This is a genomic window from Amycolatopsis magusensis (genome assembly GCF_017875555.1).
GTDB lineage: Bacteria > Actinomycetota > Actinomycetes > Mycobacteriales > Pseudonocardiaceae > Amycolatopsis > Amycolatopsis magusensis.
Genome location: NZ_JAGGMS010000001.1, coordinates 1,697,264 through 1,714,532, shown reverse-complemented (window position 1 = coordinate 1,714,532; position 17,269 = coordinate 1,697,264). Strand labels below are relative to the sequence as shown.

Here is a 17,269-nt window from a genome sequence, read left to right as displayed (position 1 = left end):
GAGGTAGTCGTGACCCTCGCCGAGTTGCTCCCCAGCCTGGGCTGTGCCGTCGCGGACCGGCTGGATCCCGCCGAATGGCCGCCCGGCACCCGGATCGGGCGGGGCGGTGAGCTCGAGTTCGCCGGGGTGCCGGTGACCCAGCTCGCCGCCCGCTTCGGCACGCCCGCCTACCTGCTCGACGAGGCGTACGTCCGTCATCAGGCGCGGGCGTACCGCGACGCCTTGCCGGAGGCGGAGATCGCCTTCGCCGGCAAGGCGCTGTGCACCAAGTCCGTGCTGCGCTGGGTCGCGGAGGAGGGCCTTTCGCTGGACACCTGCTCCGGCGGCGAGATCGCCGTGGCCAGGGCGGCCGGATTCCCCGCGGACCGGATCCTCCTGCACGGCAACGTGAAGACCCCGGAGGACCTGAAGACCGCGCTCGGGTACGGCGTCGGCCGGATCGTGCTGGACTCGCTCGACGAGATCGAGCAGCTCGGCACGCTGGCGCACGGCCGCCAGGAGGTGCTGATCCGCGTGGTGCCCGATGTGGACGGTGGCACGCACGCCGCGATCACCACCGGCACCGAGGGGCAGAAGTTCGGCTTCTCCCTGCTGCCGCGCGTGACCGACAACCTCGACCGCGCGGTCGCCGCCGTGCTCGCGCAACCGTCGCTGCGGCTGACCGGGCTGCACTGCCACATCGGTTCGCAGGTGTCCAGAGTGGACGCCTACGAGCTGGCGGCGCGGCGGATGGTCCGGGCGCTGGTGCACGTCCGCGAGACCTACGGGCTGGAGCTGACCCACCTGGACCTCGGGGGCGGGCACGCCGTCGGCTTCGACCTGCACGGGTACACGCGACGGCTGCGGGTCGCGCTGTCCTACGAGTGCTCGGTGCACGACTTCCCGGTGCCACGCCTGACCATCGAGCCGGGACGGGCGATCGTCGCGCGGGCGGGCATCACGCTGTACCGGGTGTGCGCGGTGAAGCGCGGCAGCCGCACGTTCGTCGCGGTCGACGGCGGCATGAGCGACAACCCGCGCCCGGCCCTGTACGGCGCCCGCTACACCGCGCGGCTGGCGAACCGGGGTTCACGCGCGGAACGGCAGTCGATGGTGGTCGTCGGGCGGCACTGCGAATCGGGCGACATCCTCGCCAAGGACGTGCCCCTGCCCGCCGACATCCACGCCGGTGACCTGCTCGCGGTGCCGGGCACGGGCGCCTACCACCACGCACTGGCGTCGAACTACAACCAGGTCGGACGGCCGCCGCTGGTCGGCGTGCGCGACGGCGTCGCCTCCCTGCTCGTCCGCCGGGAAACCGAAGAGGACCTGCTCGCGCGCGACCTCGGTTAGTGAACCGGCTCCAGCACCATCGGCTTGGCGCGCACCTTCTCGTGCCAGCCGAGCGAGGTCACCGCGGCGACCACGATGAGCAGGCCGAGCCACTGCGTGACGGTCAGCGTGGTGCCGAGGAAGGCGACGCCGATCACCGCGGCCGTCACCGGGAAGGCGAGTTCGGCGAGCGTCGCGCGCGAAGCCGGGGTGGTGCGCAGGCCGGCGTAGTAGAGGCTGAGCGCGAGGAGACCCGGGATGAAGGAGAGCAGCAGCAGACCGGGCACGTTCGCCCAACCAGGTAGGAACGAAACGCCCTGCAAGCCGACGATCGCGGCGGAAACCGGGAGGCCGACGGTGAACCGCAGCACGGTGACGTCCCTGGCGGGCAGGCTGTGCGAGACGAGCCTGCCGAGCACGGTGCCCGCCGCCCACAGCACCGCGGCGCCGATCGCGAGCAGGGCCGCGCGCAGGGCGCTGAGCTCGATGTCGAGCGGGTTCTTGAACGCCAGCAGCCAGGCGCCGAGCAGCGCGGGGACGGCGAACAGGGCGTAGCCGGGGCGGATGCGCTCGCGCAGCAGGAAGAAGGCGGCGAGCACGACGAACACCGGCTGCAGCTTCTGCAGCACCAGCGGCGTGACCGGGTCGCCGGTGCGGAAAGCCGCGGTGAACAGGGCCGTGGCCAGCGCCGACGAGCCACCGCCGATGACCAGCACGGCGATCCACTCGCGCGGGCCGCAGGCGCGCAACGCCCGCAGCGCGCGGGGGACGAGCGGGGAGAGCGCGAGCACGACGATGAGGTGTTCCCAGAACACCACGGTCGCCGGCGGGAGGGCGTGGGCCAGTGGCAGGCGCAGCAGGCCGTCGGTCCCCCAGAGCGCGGCGGCGACCGCCACCAGCCAGGTCCGGTCCGCCGGAGTTCGTTCCGTTGTCACGTCGCCGATAGTACGACGCTCATCGAATTGACGGGGCTGTCAAGGCCTGCGATGGGATTCACCTCATCAGGCGCGAGTAGTGGCGCGGTCACCGCGTGCGCGATAGGTAGTGTCCATGCGACGTCTGGTCCCCGCCTTGCTTGCCGTGCCCTTGCTCGCCCTCGCCGCGCCGGCCTCGGCCGCTCCCGGCGATTTCGAGGTGGTCACGGCTTCCGGCGTGTTCGGCTCCGCGGCCCCGGCGTACACATACCAGCCGGACCTGGTCCCGGCAGGCGCGACAGCTCGCGTCTTCGCGGCCTCGGCCCCGGAGTTGGGCACCAGCGTCACCCTGCTCGTGACCGGCCTGCGGGCCGACCGCGAGTACGGCGCGCACGCCCACACCCGCCCGTGCGGTGCTTCCGGCACGAACGCGGGCCCGCACTACCAGAAGCAGGTGGACCCGGTCTCGCCCTCGGTCGACCCGGCGTACGCCAACCCGGAGAACGAGATCTGGCTGGACCTCACCACCGACCGCACCGGCACCGGCATCGGCGCCACCCACGTCGGCTGGCAGTTCGACACCGACCGGCGCGCGGGCTCGGTGGTCGTGCACGAAACCCACACGCACACCGATCCCGGCCACGCCGGCACCGCGGGCGCGCGCCTCGCGTGCCTGAACGTCACCTTCTGACCTCCTGGCGTGGCGCGGGTGTCATGGACGGTCTGCCGCGAGACCGGCGGCAGACCGTTCATGACCGCGCCGGGCCGCCCACCCCGAAACGAGTGAAGTTGAAGAACTACCACGCCGAAGTCAGCCGCCACGGTCAGCACTGGCAGATCCACGTGCGAGAACTGGACCGGCACACCCAGGCACTCAGCTGCCAGGACATCCCGATGGTGGCCGGGGCTCACGCCCTCCCCGTACCGACACCGGGCGTGGGCGGCCTCGTTCACGAACGAACCGGCCCCAAGTAAGTCGCGCGGGGAGGCGCCAACCACACCGTGTACGCCCTGAACGGCGTGGTTGTCCCCATCCCGCGCCACAACGAACTCGGCGAGATCTTCGCGGTCGACATATTCAGGGAATGCGAAGGCGTCTTGGGCAAGGGATGGTGGAAGAAGTGAAGACCTACCACGCCGAGGTCACGCGCGACGGCAAGTTCTGGCTGATCCGGGTACGGGAGATCGATCGATCCACCCAAGCGCTCCGCTACCGGGACGTAGAAACGATGGCTCGGGAACTCATCGAGATCATGGAAGGCCCCGGCAGCGGCGAATACGACCTCCACCTGGAAGTGCACCTGCCGAGTTCGGTGAGGGACCACCAGGCTCGCGCCGAAGTGCTGCGCGCGGAGGCGCAGCGCAAGCAGGCGGAGGCAGCTGCCGAGAACCGTGTCGCGGTGCAGGAGTTACTGGCCCTGGGGCTTTCCCAACGCGAAACGGGCGAGGTGCTCGGAGTCTCCTTCCAGCGGGTGAGCCAGCTGGCGAAGACCTGCTGACCCCCCGGCGTGAAGTCCGCGACGGTGATCGAACTACGGCGGGCACCACGCTGAGCGGCACCTTTCCGAGGGGGTTGCGATGAAGACGTACCGGGCGACAGCTCACCGCGAGGACAAGTGGTGGGTGGTCCAGGTCGAGGGCGTGGGCGCGACCCAGGGGCGGTCCACCGCCGAGGCGCAGCGGATGGCGGCGGACCTGGTGTCGATCATGGAGGAGATCACACCGGACGACTTCACGGTCTCGATCGACTTCGACACCCCCGGCCCCTGGGGCGACGACGTCAAGCGGGCGCAGGAAGTCACGAGCAGCCAGTTGGCGAAGTGACAGTGGTCCGGCAGTGGCAGGCGCCATGCTGAGCGGCGCGAACAGTTCCCCCGCTGCAAGGAGTGCGCCGTGCGTGTTCTGCCTTTGTTCACCGGTACCTTCGCCGCGCTCGCCCTGATGGCGGCGCCCGCCGCGGCGTCGGTGGAGCGCGAGGTGCCTTGTCCCAGCGACGGGCACCTCTACCGCTGCTCCGAGGTCGGCCGCTACGCCGAGCGCGACTACTGCGTCTACGTCGGCGAACGCAACATCCAGTTCGGCGACGCCGACAAGTGGTGGTGCAGCCCGTACCTGCACGAGCCCGGCTACACGCTGACCCTCGGGTACCGCAGGTAGGCCACCAGCGACAATGGAGGGCATGACCGCCACCCTGAGCAAGCCCGGCCTGAAGATCGGACCCTACGAGGTCGATCCCCCGGTCGTGCTCGCGCCGATGGCCGGCATCACCAACGTGGCCTTCCGCAAGCTGTGCCAGGAGTACGGCGCCGGCATCTACGTCTGCGAGATGATCACCGCCCGCGCGGTCGTCGAGCGGCACCCCGGCACGATGCACATGATGACCTTCGGCGAGCACGAGAAGCCCAGGTCCATGCAGCTCTACGGGGTCGACCCGAAGACCATGCGCGAAGCGGTCAAGATCATCGTCGGGGAGAACCTCGCCGACCACATCGACAGCAACTTCGGCTGCCCGGTGGCCAAGGTGACGCGCAAGGGCGGCGGCGCGGCGCTGCCGTTCAAGCGCAAGCTCTTCGCCGACATCGTGCGCGAGTCGGCGAAGGCGGCGGGCGAGGTGCCGTTCACGGTCAAGTTCCGCGTCGGCATCGACGACGAGCACTTCACCTACCTCGACGCCGGGCGCATCGCCGAGGCCGAGGGCGCCGCCGCGGTCAGCCTGCACGCCCGCACCGCCGCGCAGCGCTACTCCGGTCAGGCCGACTGGACGAAGATCGCCGCGCTCAAGGAAGCCGTCACCAGCATCCCGGTGCTCGGCAACGGCGACATCTTCTCCGCGGACGACGCGCTGCGCATGGTGGCCGAGACCGGCTGCGACGGTGTCGTCGTCGGCCGCGGCTGCCTCGGCAGGCCGTGGCTGTTCGGCGAACTGGAAGCCGCCTTCGCCGGGCGCGAGCGGCCCACGCCGCCGAACCTCGGCCAGGTCGCGGCCGTGCTGCGCCGCCACGCCGAACTGCTCGTCGAGCACGACGGCGCCAGCAAGGCCATGCGCGACCTGCGCAAGCACATGGCCTGGTACCTGATGGGCTTCCCGGTCGGCTCGGAACTCCGCCGCGGTTTCGCGATGGTCTCCTCGATGGACGAACTCGACGACCTGATCGCCCGCCTCGACCACGACGCGCCCTTCCCCGCCGACGCCGAGGGCCCGCGCGGGCGCCAGGGTTCGCCGGGCAAGGTCACCCTCCCGCACGGCTGGCTCGACGACCCCGACGACAACTGCGTCCCCGAAGCCGAGGACATGCACTCCGGCGGCTGAGCGCCCCCTGCGAATGCTATGAGTGGGGCATTACTTGCGTTCAATGCAAGTAATGCCCCACTCATAGCATTCGTCGCCGCCCGTCGGCTCCGGGTCGGGCCGGGTCGGGTCGGGTCGGGTCGGGTCGGCTGAGGTCACGTCTCCGGGACACCGATGTCCACCGGCTCTTCGGCGTCGGGCGAGATGTGCGTCCGGTACCACCCGGCGGACCGCGCGAACTTCTCCGCGAAGCCGCCGCCCGGGTCCACGTCGGTGCGCCGCCACAGGCGTTCGCTGTCGTACCAGTGGTCCCTGGCCAGCAGGTCGAACTGGTGGTCGGTCAACCCCGGCAGCACCTTCCGCGTGCGTGCCCGGTGCGCCTCGGCGCTGAGGTTCCGCACCGGCAGGCGCAGGCCCAGTTCCCCGCACACCGTGCTGACCACCTCCCGCACGGTCACCGGCCGCGGGTGGTTGGCGTGGAACACCGCACCCCGGCTCTTGCCCCACGACAACCCCATCAACCGCACCACGAGCCCGGCGAGGTCGTCCACGTCGATCACCGAAGTGCGGGCCGCACCGCGGTCGATCCACGCCGGGACCGCCTGCACCAACCGGCACAACCCGGGCACGAACCAGGTGTCACCGGGCCCGTAGACCAGGTGCGGCCGGAGCACCGTGCCGCCGAACTTCCGCACCTCTCGTTCCGCGTGCGCGCGGCTCAGGCTGGTCGCCGAAACCGGTTCGGGCGCCAGGAGCGACTCGCTGATCCCGCGGTGCGGCCCGTGCCCGTAGACCGCCGTCGTGCTCATGTACAGGAAGCGCCGGATGCCCGCCTTTTCCGCTTCCTCCAACAGGAACTTCGTGCCGTCGTGGTTGACCCGGCGGCACCGCTCGGCGTCGCCGCCGATCTGCGCGGCGATGTGGATGACGGTCGAGATGCCGTCGGCGATCCCGCGCAGGCCCGAAGGCTCGGCGAGATCACCCTTGACCACCTCGACGCCGGAACCGGCCAGCCAGTCCGGTGGCGACCGGCTCAGCACCACCAGTGGCGGGCCCCAGTCGAACCAGCCCACCCGCCGCAGTTCGCGCACCACCGCGGACCCGATGAACCCGGTCGCCCCGGTCAGCAGGACCGGCTTTCCCCCCAGTCCCCCCACGGCTCCGCCCATGCTTCAGCCGTGCACCAGCAAGTCGACCGTGCCGAAGGCGGCGGTGCGCCCGGCCTGGCCGAACACCACCTCCACCGAGCGGACGCCCGATCTGACCGCGGTCACCTCCGTCGCGTTGACCAGCGCCGGCGCGTCCAGCTCCAGGTAGTGCTCGAAGTGGAAGTCGCAGCCGACCGGCAGCGCGTCCGGCTGCCCGACGACCAGTTTCGCCGCCTGCCGCGCGGCTTCCATGGTCACCATGCCGGGCACGTGGTCCACCGGGTGGTCGAACATCACCGGGTGCGACTGGTCCACGCGCAGCACCCACTCGCGATCTCCCGGCGCCAGCACGACATCGCGTGCGCGGTCCCGGCCGACGGTGGCGGGCGCGACCCCGGCAAGCGGCTCGACCTCGGTCACCGCCCCGGCGCGTTCGCCGCGCAGGCGCCGGTAGGCCGACGGGGAGACCGCGCTCCACACCGCGCCACCGGACCCGATGCGCTCGCCGTCGCGGTAGCAGTTGAGCTCCAGGTGCCCGCCCGCCACGCGCTTGCCCCGCCGCTTGAGGTCGTGGCAGGTCACCGCGAGCACGATGTCGGCGGGCCGCGCGCCGAGCCGGAGCCCGTCCGAGCCGAGCGAGAAGCTCTGCCGGTGCACGATGAACTTCCAGTCCAGCGCGACCCCGAACTCGGAGTGCGCGATGAGCAACCCGGCCTGGCGGATGGTTTCGGCCATCAGCAGCGGGTCGTGGTAGTCCGGTCTCAAGAGGCTGAAGAAGCTGTGGCCACGCGGCCACTGCGCGCCCACCTGGAACTCGGTGTCGTCGAGCGCGCACAGGTCGGTCAGGAACACCTCGGAGACGGCCGCGCGGTGCACCAGTGCCCGAGGGATCGTCCGGTCGAACATGACGTCGGACCGCTGTGAGACCACGGCGTTACCGAACTCCGGCGTCGCCGTGACCACATCCCCAGCCGGCCGGGTCATCATCGCTGTCATCAGGCACTCCTTGTGTGGAAGCTCACGTTATGACCGTTTTGAACATACTGACTGCCCGGTTTTTTTTACAACCCCTTCGGATGATAAATTCCTGGTTAACCGCTTACAGGCCGTAAGATGTCGGCCGCTAAGTCGTCCGAACAGACCAGGGAACCGGCACCTGAGTCCTCCGAACAGCCGAAGGATGGCGACTGGATCCCCCGAAACGACCCCAGGGAGTTGCACGTGCCCAAGCAGGAACGGGCCGAGCTCACGCGAACGGCCATCCTGGATGCGGCGGCGATGGTGTTCGACGAGCGCGGGTTCCAGGGCGGCACCCTGACCGACATCATCGCGGGCGCCGGCGTCACGAAGGGAGCGTTGTACTTCCACTTCTCCTCGAAGGAGGAGATCGCCAAGGCGATCATCTCCGAGCAGTTCACCATCTGGACCCCGCCGGACGACCCCGACCTGGTGACCCTGCAGACCGCGATCGACCTGTCCCACGGGATGGGCCTCAGCCTGCAGAACAACCCCCGCGTGCGCGCGGGCATCCGGCTGGTCATCGAGCAGGGCACCTTCTCCACCCCGACGCCCGACGCCTACAAGAACTGGATCGGGCTGGTGCAGACCTGCCTGGAAAGCGCCGCGCGGCAGGGGGACCTGCGCCCGGACCTGGACCCGAACGAGGTCGCGACGTTCATCATCGCCTCGTTCACCGGCGTGCAGATCAGCTCCGAGGTGCTCACCCAGCGCGAGGACATCTCCGAGCGGCTGACCACGATGTGGCGGCTCACGCTGCCGGGCATCGTGCCCCCGCGGCGGCTGCACAAGTTCCACCCGGAGGGCTCGAACTTCGCCGAGCCGGAGTCGCAGCCGGACACCGAGCCGGAACCCGAGCCGGCGAACGGGGTCAGCCGAAGCTGACCGGCGGGCGCGCCGCCGCGGTGGAACTGCCGGTGCGCTCGATCCGGCCGGTGCGCGCGGGCACCGCGATGCCGGGCAGCAGCACCTCCCAGACCTTGCTGACCGCTTCGGTGCGCGGCCGGGGCAGGGTGCCCGCCCACCAGAGCACTTCGAGGCCGGTGGCGGCGGCGACCACCTGGGTCAGCACGGCGTCCTGCGTCAGCCCGGTCTTGAGCTCGCCGGCGGCGCTCGCGCGCGTGAGCGCGTCCTTGATGGCCTTGAGGAAGGCCTGGTAGAAGTCGCTGAACGGGGCGCCGCGGTCGGCGCACTCCCGCGCGGTGCGCATGCAGGCGCGGATCACCGGGCTGGCGTCCAGCCACGCGGCGAGCGTGTGGGTCAGGTCGATCACGGTCTGCAGCGGGGAGTCCTCGTTGGAAGCGAGCTTGGCCGCGTGCGACTCCAGCATCACGCAGCCGAGTTCCTGCACCGCGCCGACGAGTTCGTCCTTCGAGGCGAAGTGGAAGTAGACGGCGCCCTTGGTCACCCCGGCCGCCTGGCTGATCTCGGACATGCTGGCGGTCGGGAAGCCGTCACGGTCGAACAGCCTGGCGGCACACCTCACGATCTCGTTCCTGGTCTGCTCTGACCGATGCTGCTTGGCCACAGGGGGCTCCTCGACTGCTGGGACGAACGGTGTGACAGCTCATCCCGGCCCGCCTCACGCGGTCAGCGCGGGGAAGGCTTCCCCGGGCCGGGTCGGCTCCTGATCGGAGGTGAGGATGCACCGGTGCAGTCGACGCAGGGACAACGATGGCTCGAGTCCCAGCCCCTCCACCAGCCGGGTGCGCAACCGCAGGTAGACCTCGATGGCGTCGCCGCGGCGGCCGGCCCGGTGCAGCGCCAGCATGAGGTGGCCGTGCAGCCCCTCGTGCGTCGGGTTCCTGGCGACCAGCGCGGTGAGTTCACCGAGCAGCTCGTGGTGCCTGCCGAGCCGGAGGTCGGCGTCGATCCGGCGGTCGAGCACGCACAACCTGGCCTCCTCCAGGCGGTGCACCTCGACCTCGAGCATCCCCCCGGGCATCACGTCGGCCAGCGCGCGACCGCGCCAGAGCGCCAGCGCGCGCCCGAACTTCTCCGACGCCCCGGCGAAATCGCCGGCCTCGCGAGCCCGGTGGCCGGCTTCGGCGAGCCGGTCGAACTCCTTGACGTCGATCGTGAACCCCTCATCACGGAGAACATAGCCCCCTACCTCCCGCGCGAGGACCGCTTTCGGGTCGCAGGTGCGCCCGTCCTCGGCTCCGGCGCCCGCGGCACCGATCATGGACCGCAGGTGGAGCACGTAGGTCTGGAGGGTGGTCCGGGCGCTCCGTGGCACGTCAGCGCCCCACAACTCCTCGAACAACGCCGTGTCCGGGACGAGCTGACCGGCGTGCACGGTGAGCATGGCGAGGAGCTTGCGCTCCTTGGCGGCGGTCGGCGAAACCGATCTACCGCAAAACTGGACTTCAAGCGGACCCAGCACCCGGATGTCCATCACAGCTCCCTCAGCTCGTCGGCGAGCCGGTGGTCACCCCTGCCAGCGGCCCGATACCCGAAATTCAAAACCGGGCGGTCGGTTTTGTCAACGATTTCGGTACCGGTCGGTCGGTTTTTTCGTTGAGCGGTCGAGCCCCTTCACCATACTCACGCTGCGCGATCGTCCTGGGCGGATCGACCGAAGTGCCGATCTTGAGCCTCCGAAAGCACCTCGAAGCGTTGTCGGACCCCACTCGAGCCGACCTCGATTCCCCGGGGCGACCCCTGTTTTCTGGGCTAATTTCGCTCCGAACCCCGCACACCAGGCAAAGGGGACATCATGCAGATCGCACGGGACGAGCAGCTCGCGGCGCTGAAGGCGCGGCTGGCGGACGCGGAGTCGGGCACGGGCACGGTCACGGTGCTGAGCGGCGGTGTCGCGTGCGGGAAGACCACGCTGCTGTCCCGGTTCGCCGGACTCGCCGAGGACGCCGGGGCCCGCGTCCTGCGGGCCGGGTGCGCCCGTGCGGAACAGGGCCTGCCCTTCGGCGCGCTGGCCCAGTTGCTGCCCGCCGCCGCACTCGCCGACGAGCAGATCCTCAAGGCGCTGGACCACGACCCGGACAGCGTGGTCGCCGAAAACGACCTGCTGCGGGTGTCACGCGCGGTCGGGAGCGCCCTGTTCGCACTGGCGGCCGACCAGCCGCTGGTGCTCCTGCTCGACGACGCCCAGTACTGCGACGCCCCGTCCATGGCGTGCCTGCTCTACCTGGTGCGGCGGCTCGGCGGCCGTCGCGTGGCGCTGGTGCTCACCGAGGGCGCCGGTCCGCTGTCCCTCGGCCCGGCGGTGCGTGCGGAACTCTCGCGCCAGCCGCACTTCCAGGCGCTGTCGGTGGATCCGCTGACCACCGGCAACGATCTGGCCCTGACCGGCGGGAACCCGCAGTTGGTTCGTGGACTGGCCGAAGGCCGGTTCGGCGAGGCGCTGCTCGGCTGCCTGCACCGGGCCGCGCCGTCGACGGTCGAGGTGCTGAGCGGGATCGCCGTACTCGGTTCGGCGGCCGACGTGGCCGAACTGCTCGGCCGCGAAGTCGACGCCGACCTGCTGGCCCTGCGCGCGAGCGGACTGCTCGACGCCACGGACCACGCCCACCCGGACGTCGCGGCGGCGGCACTCGGCACGCTCTCCCCGGCGGCCGCGGCCGATCTGCACGAGCGCGCGGCCGTGCTGACCCACACCGCGGGCGCGGCTCCCGAGGTGGTGGCCGGGCACCTCCTGCGCGCCCCGCACCTGCGTCCCGACTGGGCGGCGGCCGTGCTGACCGACGCCGCCGACGCCGCGTTGCGCGACCAGCGGCCCGCCGACGCCGTGCGCTACCTGGAACTCGCCCGTGACACCACCACCGATCCGGCGCACCGGCTGGACCTGGCCTCGCTGCTGGCGCGGGTCACCTGGCGGCTCGACCCCGGGCAGTCCACCCGCCACCTCGAACCGCTGGTGAGCGCCGCCCGCGACGGCAGGCTGACCGGCCGCGACAGCACCGACCTGGTCGGCTACCTGCTCTGGCAGGGCAAGCACGAGGAGGCGCTGGCCACCATCCGCGGGCTCGCCGGTGACGCGCAGCAGCTCGCGCAGGCCGAACTCTGGCTCTCCACCACCTACCCCGGGCTCAAGCGGCGCATCCGGTTCGACCAGCTCCTCCCGGGCGGGCAGCCGGCCGGCACCAGCCCGCGGCCGACCGTGCTCGGGGCCGAGCACCTGCTGCAGCGCTCGCAGTTCGGCGAACGCGACCAGATCGCCCCGCAGGAGGAGTTCGGCGCGCTGCTCACTCTGGTCTACGCGGGCAGGCTGGACGCCGCCGCGCACTGGGGACGGCTGCACCACCTGCGGTTGCGGACCACCAGCCGCACCGGGCAGGCCCTGCTCGCCGCCGTCCGCGCGGAAATCGCCATGCGCCAAGGGGAACTGACCGTGGCGCACCGCGAGGCGAGCGAGGCGCTGCGGGTGCTGTCCGAGCGCGGCTGGGGGGTCGGCATCGGTTTCCCGCTGGCGAACCTGCTGCTGGCGCTGATCGGCATGGGCCGGATGGACGAGGCCGCCGAGATCGCCGAGCGCCCGGTGCCGCAGGCCATGTTCGACACCCGCTTCGGCCTGCACTACGTCCACGCCCGCGGGCACTACAGCCTGGCGATCGGGCGGCACCAGGCCGCGCTCGCCGACTTCCTGTTCTGCGGCGAGCTGATGCACCAGTGGGGCCTGGACCAGCCGTCGGTGGTGCCGTGGCGGTCGAGCGCCGCGCAGGCCTGGCTGGAGCTGGGCAACCGCGGGCAGGCCCGCAAACTGCTCGACGCGCAGCTCGCGCTCGCCGGTCAGGACCACCCGCGCGTGCGCGGCATCTCCCTGCGGGTGCTGGCCGCGGCGAGCGATCCCGGCCAGCGACCGCAGCTGGTCGCCGAAGCGGTCAAACTGCTGGAGTCCTGCGGTGACCGGCTCGAGCGGACCAAGGCGTTGCAGTTGCTGACCGGCGATCGGCGGCAGCCGGCCCCGCGTACGCCCCGGCCCAAGCCCGCGCGACCGGCGAGCGAAGTGGCACGCGGACTGGACAAGCTGAGCGAGTCCGAGAGCCGGGTCGCCGCGCTGGCGGTGTGCGGCTGCTCGAACCGGGAAATCGCCGGGAAGCTCTACATCACGGTGTCCACAGTGGAGCAACACCTGACCAGGACCTACCGGAAGCTGGGCATCAAGCGGCGGTGTGATCTGCCGATCGAGCTGCAGACGCTGGCGATCCCGAGCAGTCAGGGCGTGCAGAGCGCGTGAGGTCGATCCAGTACCGCTCGCGCTGGAAGGGGTAGGTGGGCAGCTCGACGCGGCGGCCGCCGGGGAAGCAGGCACCCCACTCGACCGCGGCCCCGCGCAGGTTCAGCCGCGCCACCGCGGTGAGGAACTGCCGCGTGCCACCGGGATCGGCCGCCTCGGCGAACACGCAGCCCTGGTCGGCGAGCGCCCGGAGCGCGTGCTCGAACAACACCGGCTGACGCAGGTTCCAGTACCAGTAGTCGGCGGTCAGCTCGGTGGTGTCGAACCAGTCACCGGTGACCGTGGAGAAGAACGGGACCGCCGCCTTGCCGGGCACCACGTCGGCGAGCAGGTCCTTGACCAGCTGCTCGATTTCCTCCACGTGGGACGAATGCGCCGCGTATTCGACGGGCAGCCGTCGCACGCGGATCCGATCGGCCTTGAACCGGTACATCAGCTCGTCCAGCGCGGTGGCGTCGCCGGTGACCAGCACCGACTCCGACGAGTCGATCGCGGCCACGCCCACCCGGCCCGGCCAGAAACCGATCCGGTCGACCACTTCGTGCTCCGGCAGGGGAACCGCGACCATGCCACCCCGGCCGACGATCCCGCGCAGGGCCCGTGCCCGCAGGGCCGCCACCTTTGCGCCGTCCACTAAGGACAGTGCACCGGAGACCACGGCGGCGGCGATCTCGCCGTCCCCGTGCCCGACGACCGCGGACGGCCGCACGCCGAACGCCTCCCACAGCGCCGCGACCGCCACCTGCACGGCCCAGCGCACCGGCAGCACCACGTCCACCCGGTCGGGTACCCGTTCGTTGTGCAGCAACTCGGTCAGCGACCAGTCGACGTGCGCGGACAGCGCGCGCTCGCAGTCGGCGATCCGCTCGGCGAACACCGGGTGCTCGAGGAGTTCGTTGTTCTCCCAGGCCAGTTCACCGCCGGGGAACACCAGCACCGGCGCGGTCTGCTCGGCCACCTCGCCGGTGATCACGTTGGAAGCCGACCGCCCTTCGGCCAGCGCCTTGAGCGCGTCCCGGAATTCGCCGGGCTGCTCGCCGATCACCACGGCCCGATGGGTGAACTCGGTACTCCTGGCCAACGAGAAGCCGAGGTCCGCGGGTGCGTCTTTGTCTACACAGGACAGTAGCTGGGTGGCCCGGGCACGCAGCGCGGCCTCGGTTTTCGCCGAGAGCGGCCACGCCATCGGCAGTTCGGCGATCGGTTCGGCGGGCTCTTCCCGGCCGGCCCGCCGCACCGAGTCGATCAGCGCCTGGACCGAGTCCGCCCGGTCCGGCACGGTCGCCAGCACCGGGCAGCCACGCCGTTCGGCTTCGGAAAGCTTGGCCAGCACGACGATCCCGGCACCTTCGACCGGTGAGTCACCCAAGGCGTCCGGGGTCGCCAGCACGGTCGCCCACCCGGCCAGCGCCACCGCCGAGTCACCCCGGCGCAGCGAGTCGACGGCCATCCGGCACGCGTCGCCGGTCTCCACCGCCGGACCGGCGAGGCCGAACACCTGCGCGAGGCGCACGGCGGCAGTCGTCGGTTTGGCGGGCACGTCCATCGAAGCCGCCCACACCAGCGATTCGTAGTGCCTGCCGTCCACCCCGGCGAACACGCCGACCTTCTCGCCCCGCATCCGCTCGGGGTCGATCCCGGCGTTTTCGAAGGCCTCCCAAGCGGTTTCGAGCAGCAAGCGCTGTTGGGGATCGGTGACCAGCGCCTGTTCGGCGGTCATGCCGAAGAACGCCGCGTCGAAATCGCCTGCGGCACTGAGGAAAGCGCCAGGCGGCGCGACATCCCAGCCGCGATCCTCGGGCGGTGGCCCGATTTCACCGGGGTAGCGCCCGCTCGCACCGATCACCACGATGGGCTCGTCGACGTCGATTTCGGTGGTGTCCATGGCATAGACGACCCCGGCACGCACGATCAGCGGCGGTGTCGCCGAGCCGAGCACCTCGGGCAGTACCTGCACGGTCGCTTCGTGCTCGTCGGCGAACACCAGCCGTTCGGGGGCGAACTGCCCGCTGCGCAGGAGTTCCCGCGCCTGTTCGGCGGTCCGGAACGGCACGATGCTCAGCTCCGGCCCGGCTTCCCGGCCCGCCGGCGCCCGCGGGTGCCAGTCTTCCTCGATGATCTCCGCCTCGGTTCCCGGTTCCAGCACACCGGTCGCGTGCCGGACCCAGTCGTCACTGTTCCTGGTGTACAGGTGCACAGCGCGCATTCCGTTCTCCAGCGCGCCAACCCGTAACTGGAACCGTACGCCGCCGGCCTTGGGCAACACCAATTCTGCTTCCTCACGTAATTCACGCACGTGAGGACAGCCCGCTTCGGCACCGGCGAGCGCGAGCAGTTCGGTCAGCACCGCGGCGGGCAGCGGCTTGCCCGCGAGCCAGGGGTGGGTGTCGGCGCGGAGATCACCGCGGCACAGCAGTGCGCCGGTGCCGGCGATCGGTTCGACCAGGTCGAACACCATCAACCCACCTCCAGCCAGTGCAGGCGGTCCTCGGCGGGCACCGGCGGTGTGGTCATTTCGATGAGGCGGTAACCGTGCGCGCGGTAGGCGGCCAACGTGCGCTCGAACGCCTCCGCGTTGCCCGCCGACGCACGCACGAGGCGTCGCACGGTGATGCGACCGGCGCGGAAGCGGAAGGTCAGCTCGTCGATCGCGGCCGGATCCCCGGAAACGACCACCGATTCCGGCCCCTCCACCGCGAGCACGCCGATCCGGCCCTGCCAGCGGGCGATCCGGTCGGCCACTTCGCTTTCCGGCAGGGAAACCGCGACCATTTCCTGCGACCGCACGGCGATCGCCTTCGCGCCTTCTTCGAGGGTGAGCGAGCCGGAGACCACGGCCGCCGCGATCTCGCCGGCACCGTGGCCGAGCACGCGCGCCGGGCGGACGCCGCGCGCCCGCCACATCGCGGCGAGCGCGACCATCGTGGCCCAGTCGCGGCCGTGCAGGGGATCGGTGTAGCGGGCCAGCTGGCGCTCGCATTCGGCGTAGGTGGCCGCGAAATCGGCGGAACGCTCGCGCAGGTCGTGAGTCAGCCCGGGGTTGTCCAGCACGTCGGGGAACACGAAGATCCGCAGATCGTCGGTGACGCGGCAGTCGTACGCCAGTGCGTGGGCCCGGCCGCCCCTGGCGCGGCGGCGGGCGGCGAGCGCGGCCAAGTAGGCGCTCGTCGCCGCCGCCGCACCCTGGCCGAGCCGCCCGCGCACACCGTCCAAAGTGGACATGAGCACGAAGGCGTCCAGCGTGGTCCCGGCGAACACGCGATCCAGGTTGCGGGCACCGACCACCCTGGTGAGCAGGTCGGCCGGGCGGAGTTCGGGCAGCGGGCCGACGGGGTCGTGCCCGGCGGTGTGCACCACGGCGTCGATCGGCCCGCACTCCGCCTTGACCCTGGCGAGCGAGGCCTCGTCGGTGACGTCGGCGGCGGCCATCGTCACCCGGGTCCCGGCGAGGAGTTTGCGCAGCTCCGCCGCTTCCGTCGCCGCCGGGCCACGACGGCTGACCAGCACCAGGTGGTCCGCGCCCTGTTCGGCGGCCCAGCGGGCGACGCGGGTGCCGAGCGCGCCGGTGGCACCGGTGATCAGCACGGTGCCACGCGGGGTCCAGTCGTGCCCCGGCTCGCGGACCGTGCGAGCCGCGTAGAGCCCGTCTTTGTGGACGGCGAACCGGTTGTCGCCGCCGTCGTGCGACAACGCGGTGACGAAGTGGCGCGCGGTGTGCTCGTCCAGATCGCCGGGCAGGTCCACGAGCCCGCCCCACCGGTGCGGGTTCTCCAGCACGGCGGCGCGGCCGAGTCCCCAGAGCAGCGCCTGCACGGGGTCACCGCCGGTGGTCATCGCGCCACGCGTGACGCACCAGAGCGGCACGGCGAGCCCGGCGTCGCCGAGCGCCTGCATCAGGTAGACCGTGCTCGCCACCCCCGGCGGCAGGTCCTCATCGGATTCCTGCAGTGCCAGCAGGGAAATCACGCCGTTCAACCCGCGGAAGATCCGGAGGCAGTCGGCCATCGCCGAGCGGTTCCCGGCGGGGATCAGGATCGGCTCGGCCCCGTACTGCCGCAACACCGCGGCGAACTGCGCGCCGTCGTCCAGATCGGCGACCACCAGCGCCCAGCGGCCCGAGAGCCGCGGGGTGCCCGACACCGGCCGCCAGTCCATCCGGTGCCGCCAGCAGTCCAACGCGTTGTCGATCCTGTCGGTCATTTCGCGGCCCCTGTCCTGACGCGGCGGTGAAGTCCCGGATGTCGCGTCCACAGCATCGCCCCGCCCCGGCGGGACCGCCCACCCCTATCCGCCGGCCTGGCCCCTAGCCCGCACCCGCCACCCCGACGCCCACGCTGCCCGAGCCCCACCCCATGCCTCAGTTCCCCACGCCGGCCGCGTGCTTCCACCACCC

At 71.3% G+C, this 17,269-nt stretch carries 15 protein-coding genes; 8 read left to right on the top strand and 7 right to left on the bottom strand.

From position 1 onward, the window contains the following. Window positions 1-9 precede the first annotated feature (9 nt). Window positions 10-1,332, top strand: coding sequence for a diaminopimelate decarboxylase (gene lysA / locus JOM49_RS08160; RefSeq protein WP_209663731.1), 1,323 nt, complete (start codon window positions 10-12; stop codon window positions 1,330-1,332). On the opposite strand, the gene JOM49_RS08155 is transcribed toward lysA, so the two are convergent. After that, entirely contained in the window at window positions 1,329-2,246 is a 918-nt protein-coding gene (locus tag JOM49_RS08155; protein ID WP_308158687.1) for a DMT family transporter, read from the bottom strand. The genes lysA and JOM49_RS08155 overlap by 4 nt on opposite strands. Before the next feature lie 115 nt (window positions 2,247-2,361). Here JOM49_RS08155 and JOM49_RS08150 point away from each other — a divergent pair, with 115 nt between their 5' ends. From JOM49_RS08150 to dusB, 5 genes are all read left to right on the top strand, one after another. After that, the gene (locus JOM49_RS08150; protein WP_209663730.1) at window positions 2,362-2,916 is read left to right on the top strand and encodes a superoxide dismutase family protein; all 555 of its coding nucleotides are present in this window, start codon (window positions 2,362-2,364) and stop codon (window positions 2,914-2,916) included. Between the two features lie 430 nt (window positions 2,917-3,346). Continuing rightward, the gene (locus JOM49_RS08145) at window positions 3,347-3,724 is read left to right on the top strand and encodes a hypothetical protein (RefSeq protein ID WP_209663729.1); all 378 of its coding nucleotides are present in this window, start codon (window positions 3,347-3,349) and stop codon (window positions 3,722-3,724) included. Window positions 3,725-3,803: 79 nt separating this feature from the next. Beyond that, entirely contained in the window at window positions 3,804-4,049 is a 246-nt protein-coding gene (locus JOM49_RS08140) for a hypothetical protein (protein ID WP_209663728.1), read from the top strand. 69 nt (window positions 4,050-4,118) lie between these two features. Continuing rightward, window positions 4,119-4,382 carry a hypothetical protein gene (locus tag JOM49_RS08135; RefSeq protein WP_209663727.1) on the top strand — a complete coding sequence of 88 codons (264 nt, stop codon included), beginning with the start codon at window positions 4,119-4,121 and terminating at the stop codon, window positions 4,380-4,382. A gap of 13 nt (window positions 4,383-4,395) precedes the next feature. Then, entirely contained in the window at window positions 4,396-5,535 is a 1,140-nt protein-coding gene (gene dusB, locus JOM49_RS08130) for a tRNA dihydrouridine synthase DusB (RefSeq protein WP_209663726.1), read from the top strand. A 134-nt stretch (window positions 5,536-5,669) separates the two neighbouring features. On the opposite strand, the gene JOM49_RS08125 is transcribed toward dusB, so the two are convergent. Further along, a complete protein-coding gene (locus JOM49_RS08125) occupies window positions 5,670-6,683 on the bottom strand; it encodes an NAD-dependent epimerase/dehydratase family protein (RefSeq protein WP_209663725.1) in 1,014 nt (337 codons plus the stop codon). Between the two features lie 3 nt (window positions 6,684-6,686). Then, entirely contained in the window at window positions 6,687-7,658 is a 972-nt protein-coding gene (locus JOM49_RS08120) for a ScbA/BarX family gamma-butyrolactone biosynthesis protein (RefSeq protein WP_209663724.1), read from the bottom strand. Between the two features lie 225 nt (window positions 7,659-7,883). On the opposite strand from JOM49_RS08120, the gene JOM49_RS08115 reads away from it, so the two are divergent. After that, on the top strand, window positions 7,884-8,564 hold the full coding sequence (locus JOM49_RS08115; RefSeq protein ID WP_209663723.1) for a ScbR family autoregulator-binding transcription factor: 681 nt from the start codon (window positions 7,884-7,886) through the stop codon (window positions 8,562-8,564). Here the strand turns inward: JOM49_RS08115 and JOM49_RS08110 are convergent. Both JOM49_RS08110 and JOM49_RS08105 read right to left on the bottom strand, forming a co-directional pair. After that, complete coding sequence (locus tag JOM49_RS08110) at window positions 8,551-9,207, bottom strand: ScbR family autoregulator-binding transcription factor (RefSeq protein ID WP_209663722.1); 657 nt, start codon at window positions 9,205-9,207, stop codon at window positions 8,551-8,553. The genes JOM49_RS08115 and JOM49_RS08110 overlap by 14 nt on opposite strands. A gap of 54 nt (window positions 9,208-9,261) precedes the next feature. Next, window positions 9,262-10,077 carry an AfsR/SARP family transcriptional regulator gene (locus tag JOM49_RS08105; RefSeq protein WP_209663721.1) on the bottom strand — a complete coding sequence of 272 codons (816 nt, stop codon included), beginning with the start codon at window positions 10,075-10,077 and terminating at the stop codon, window positions 9,262-9,264. Between the two features lie 321 nt (window positions 10,078-10,398). On the opposite strand from JOM49_RS08105, the gene JOM49_RS08100 reads away from it, so the two are divergent. Further along, window positions 10,399-12,876, top strand: a complete 2,478-nt coding sequence (locus tag JOM49_RS08100) for a helix-turn-helix transcriptional regulator (RefSeq protein WP_209663720.1) — start codon at window positions 10,399-10,401, stop codon at window positions 12,874-12,876. Here the strand turns inward: JOM49_RS08100 and JOM49_RS08095 are convergent. Together JOM49_RS08095 and JOM49_RS08090 are read right to left on the bottom strand one after the other, a co-directional pair. After that, window positions 12,800-15,334 (bottom strand): acyltransferase domain-containing protein, encoded by a 2,535-nt coding sequence (locus JOM49_RS08095; protein ID WP_209663719.1) that lies wholly within the window; start codon window positions 15,332-15,334, stop codon window positions 12,800-12,802. The two genes, JOM49_RS08100 and JOM49_RS08095, sit on opposite strands and share 77 nt — an antisense overlap. Beyond that, window positions 15,334-17,076, bottom strand: a complete 1,743-nt coding sequence (locus tag JOM49_RS08090; RefSeq protein WP_209663718.1) for an SDR family NAD(P)-dependent oxidoreductase — start codon at window positions 17,074-17,076, stop codon at window positions 15,334-15,336. Before JOM49_RS08090 ends, JOM49_RS08095 begins: the two co-directional genes overlap by 1 nt. Window positions 17,077-17,269 lie beyond the last annotated feature (193 nt).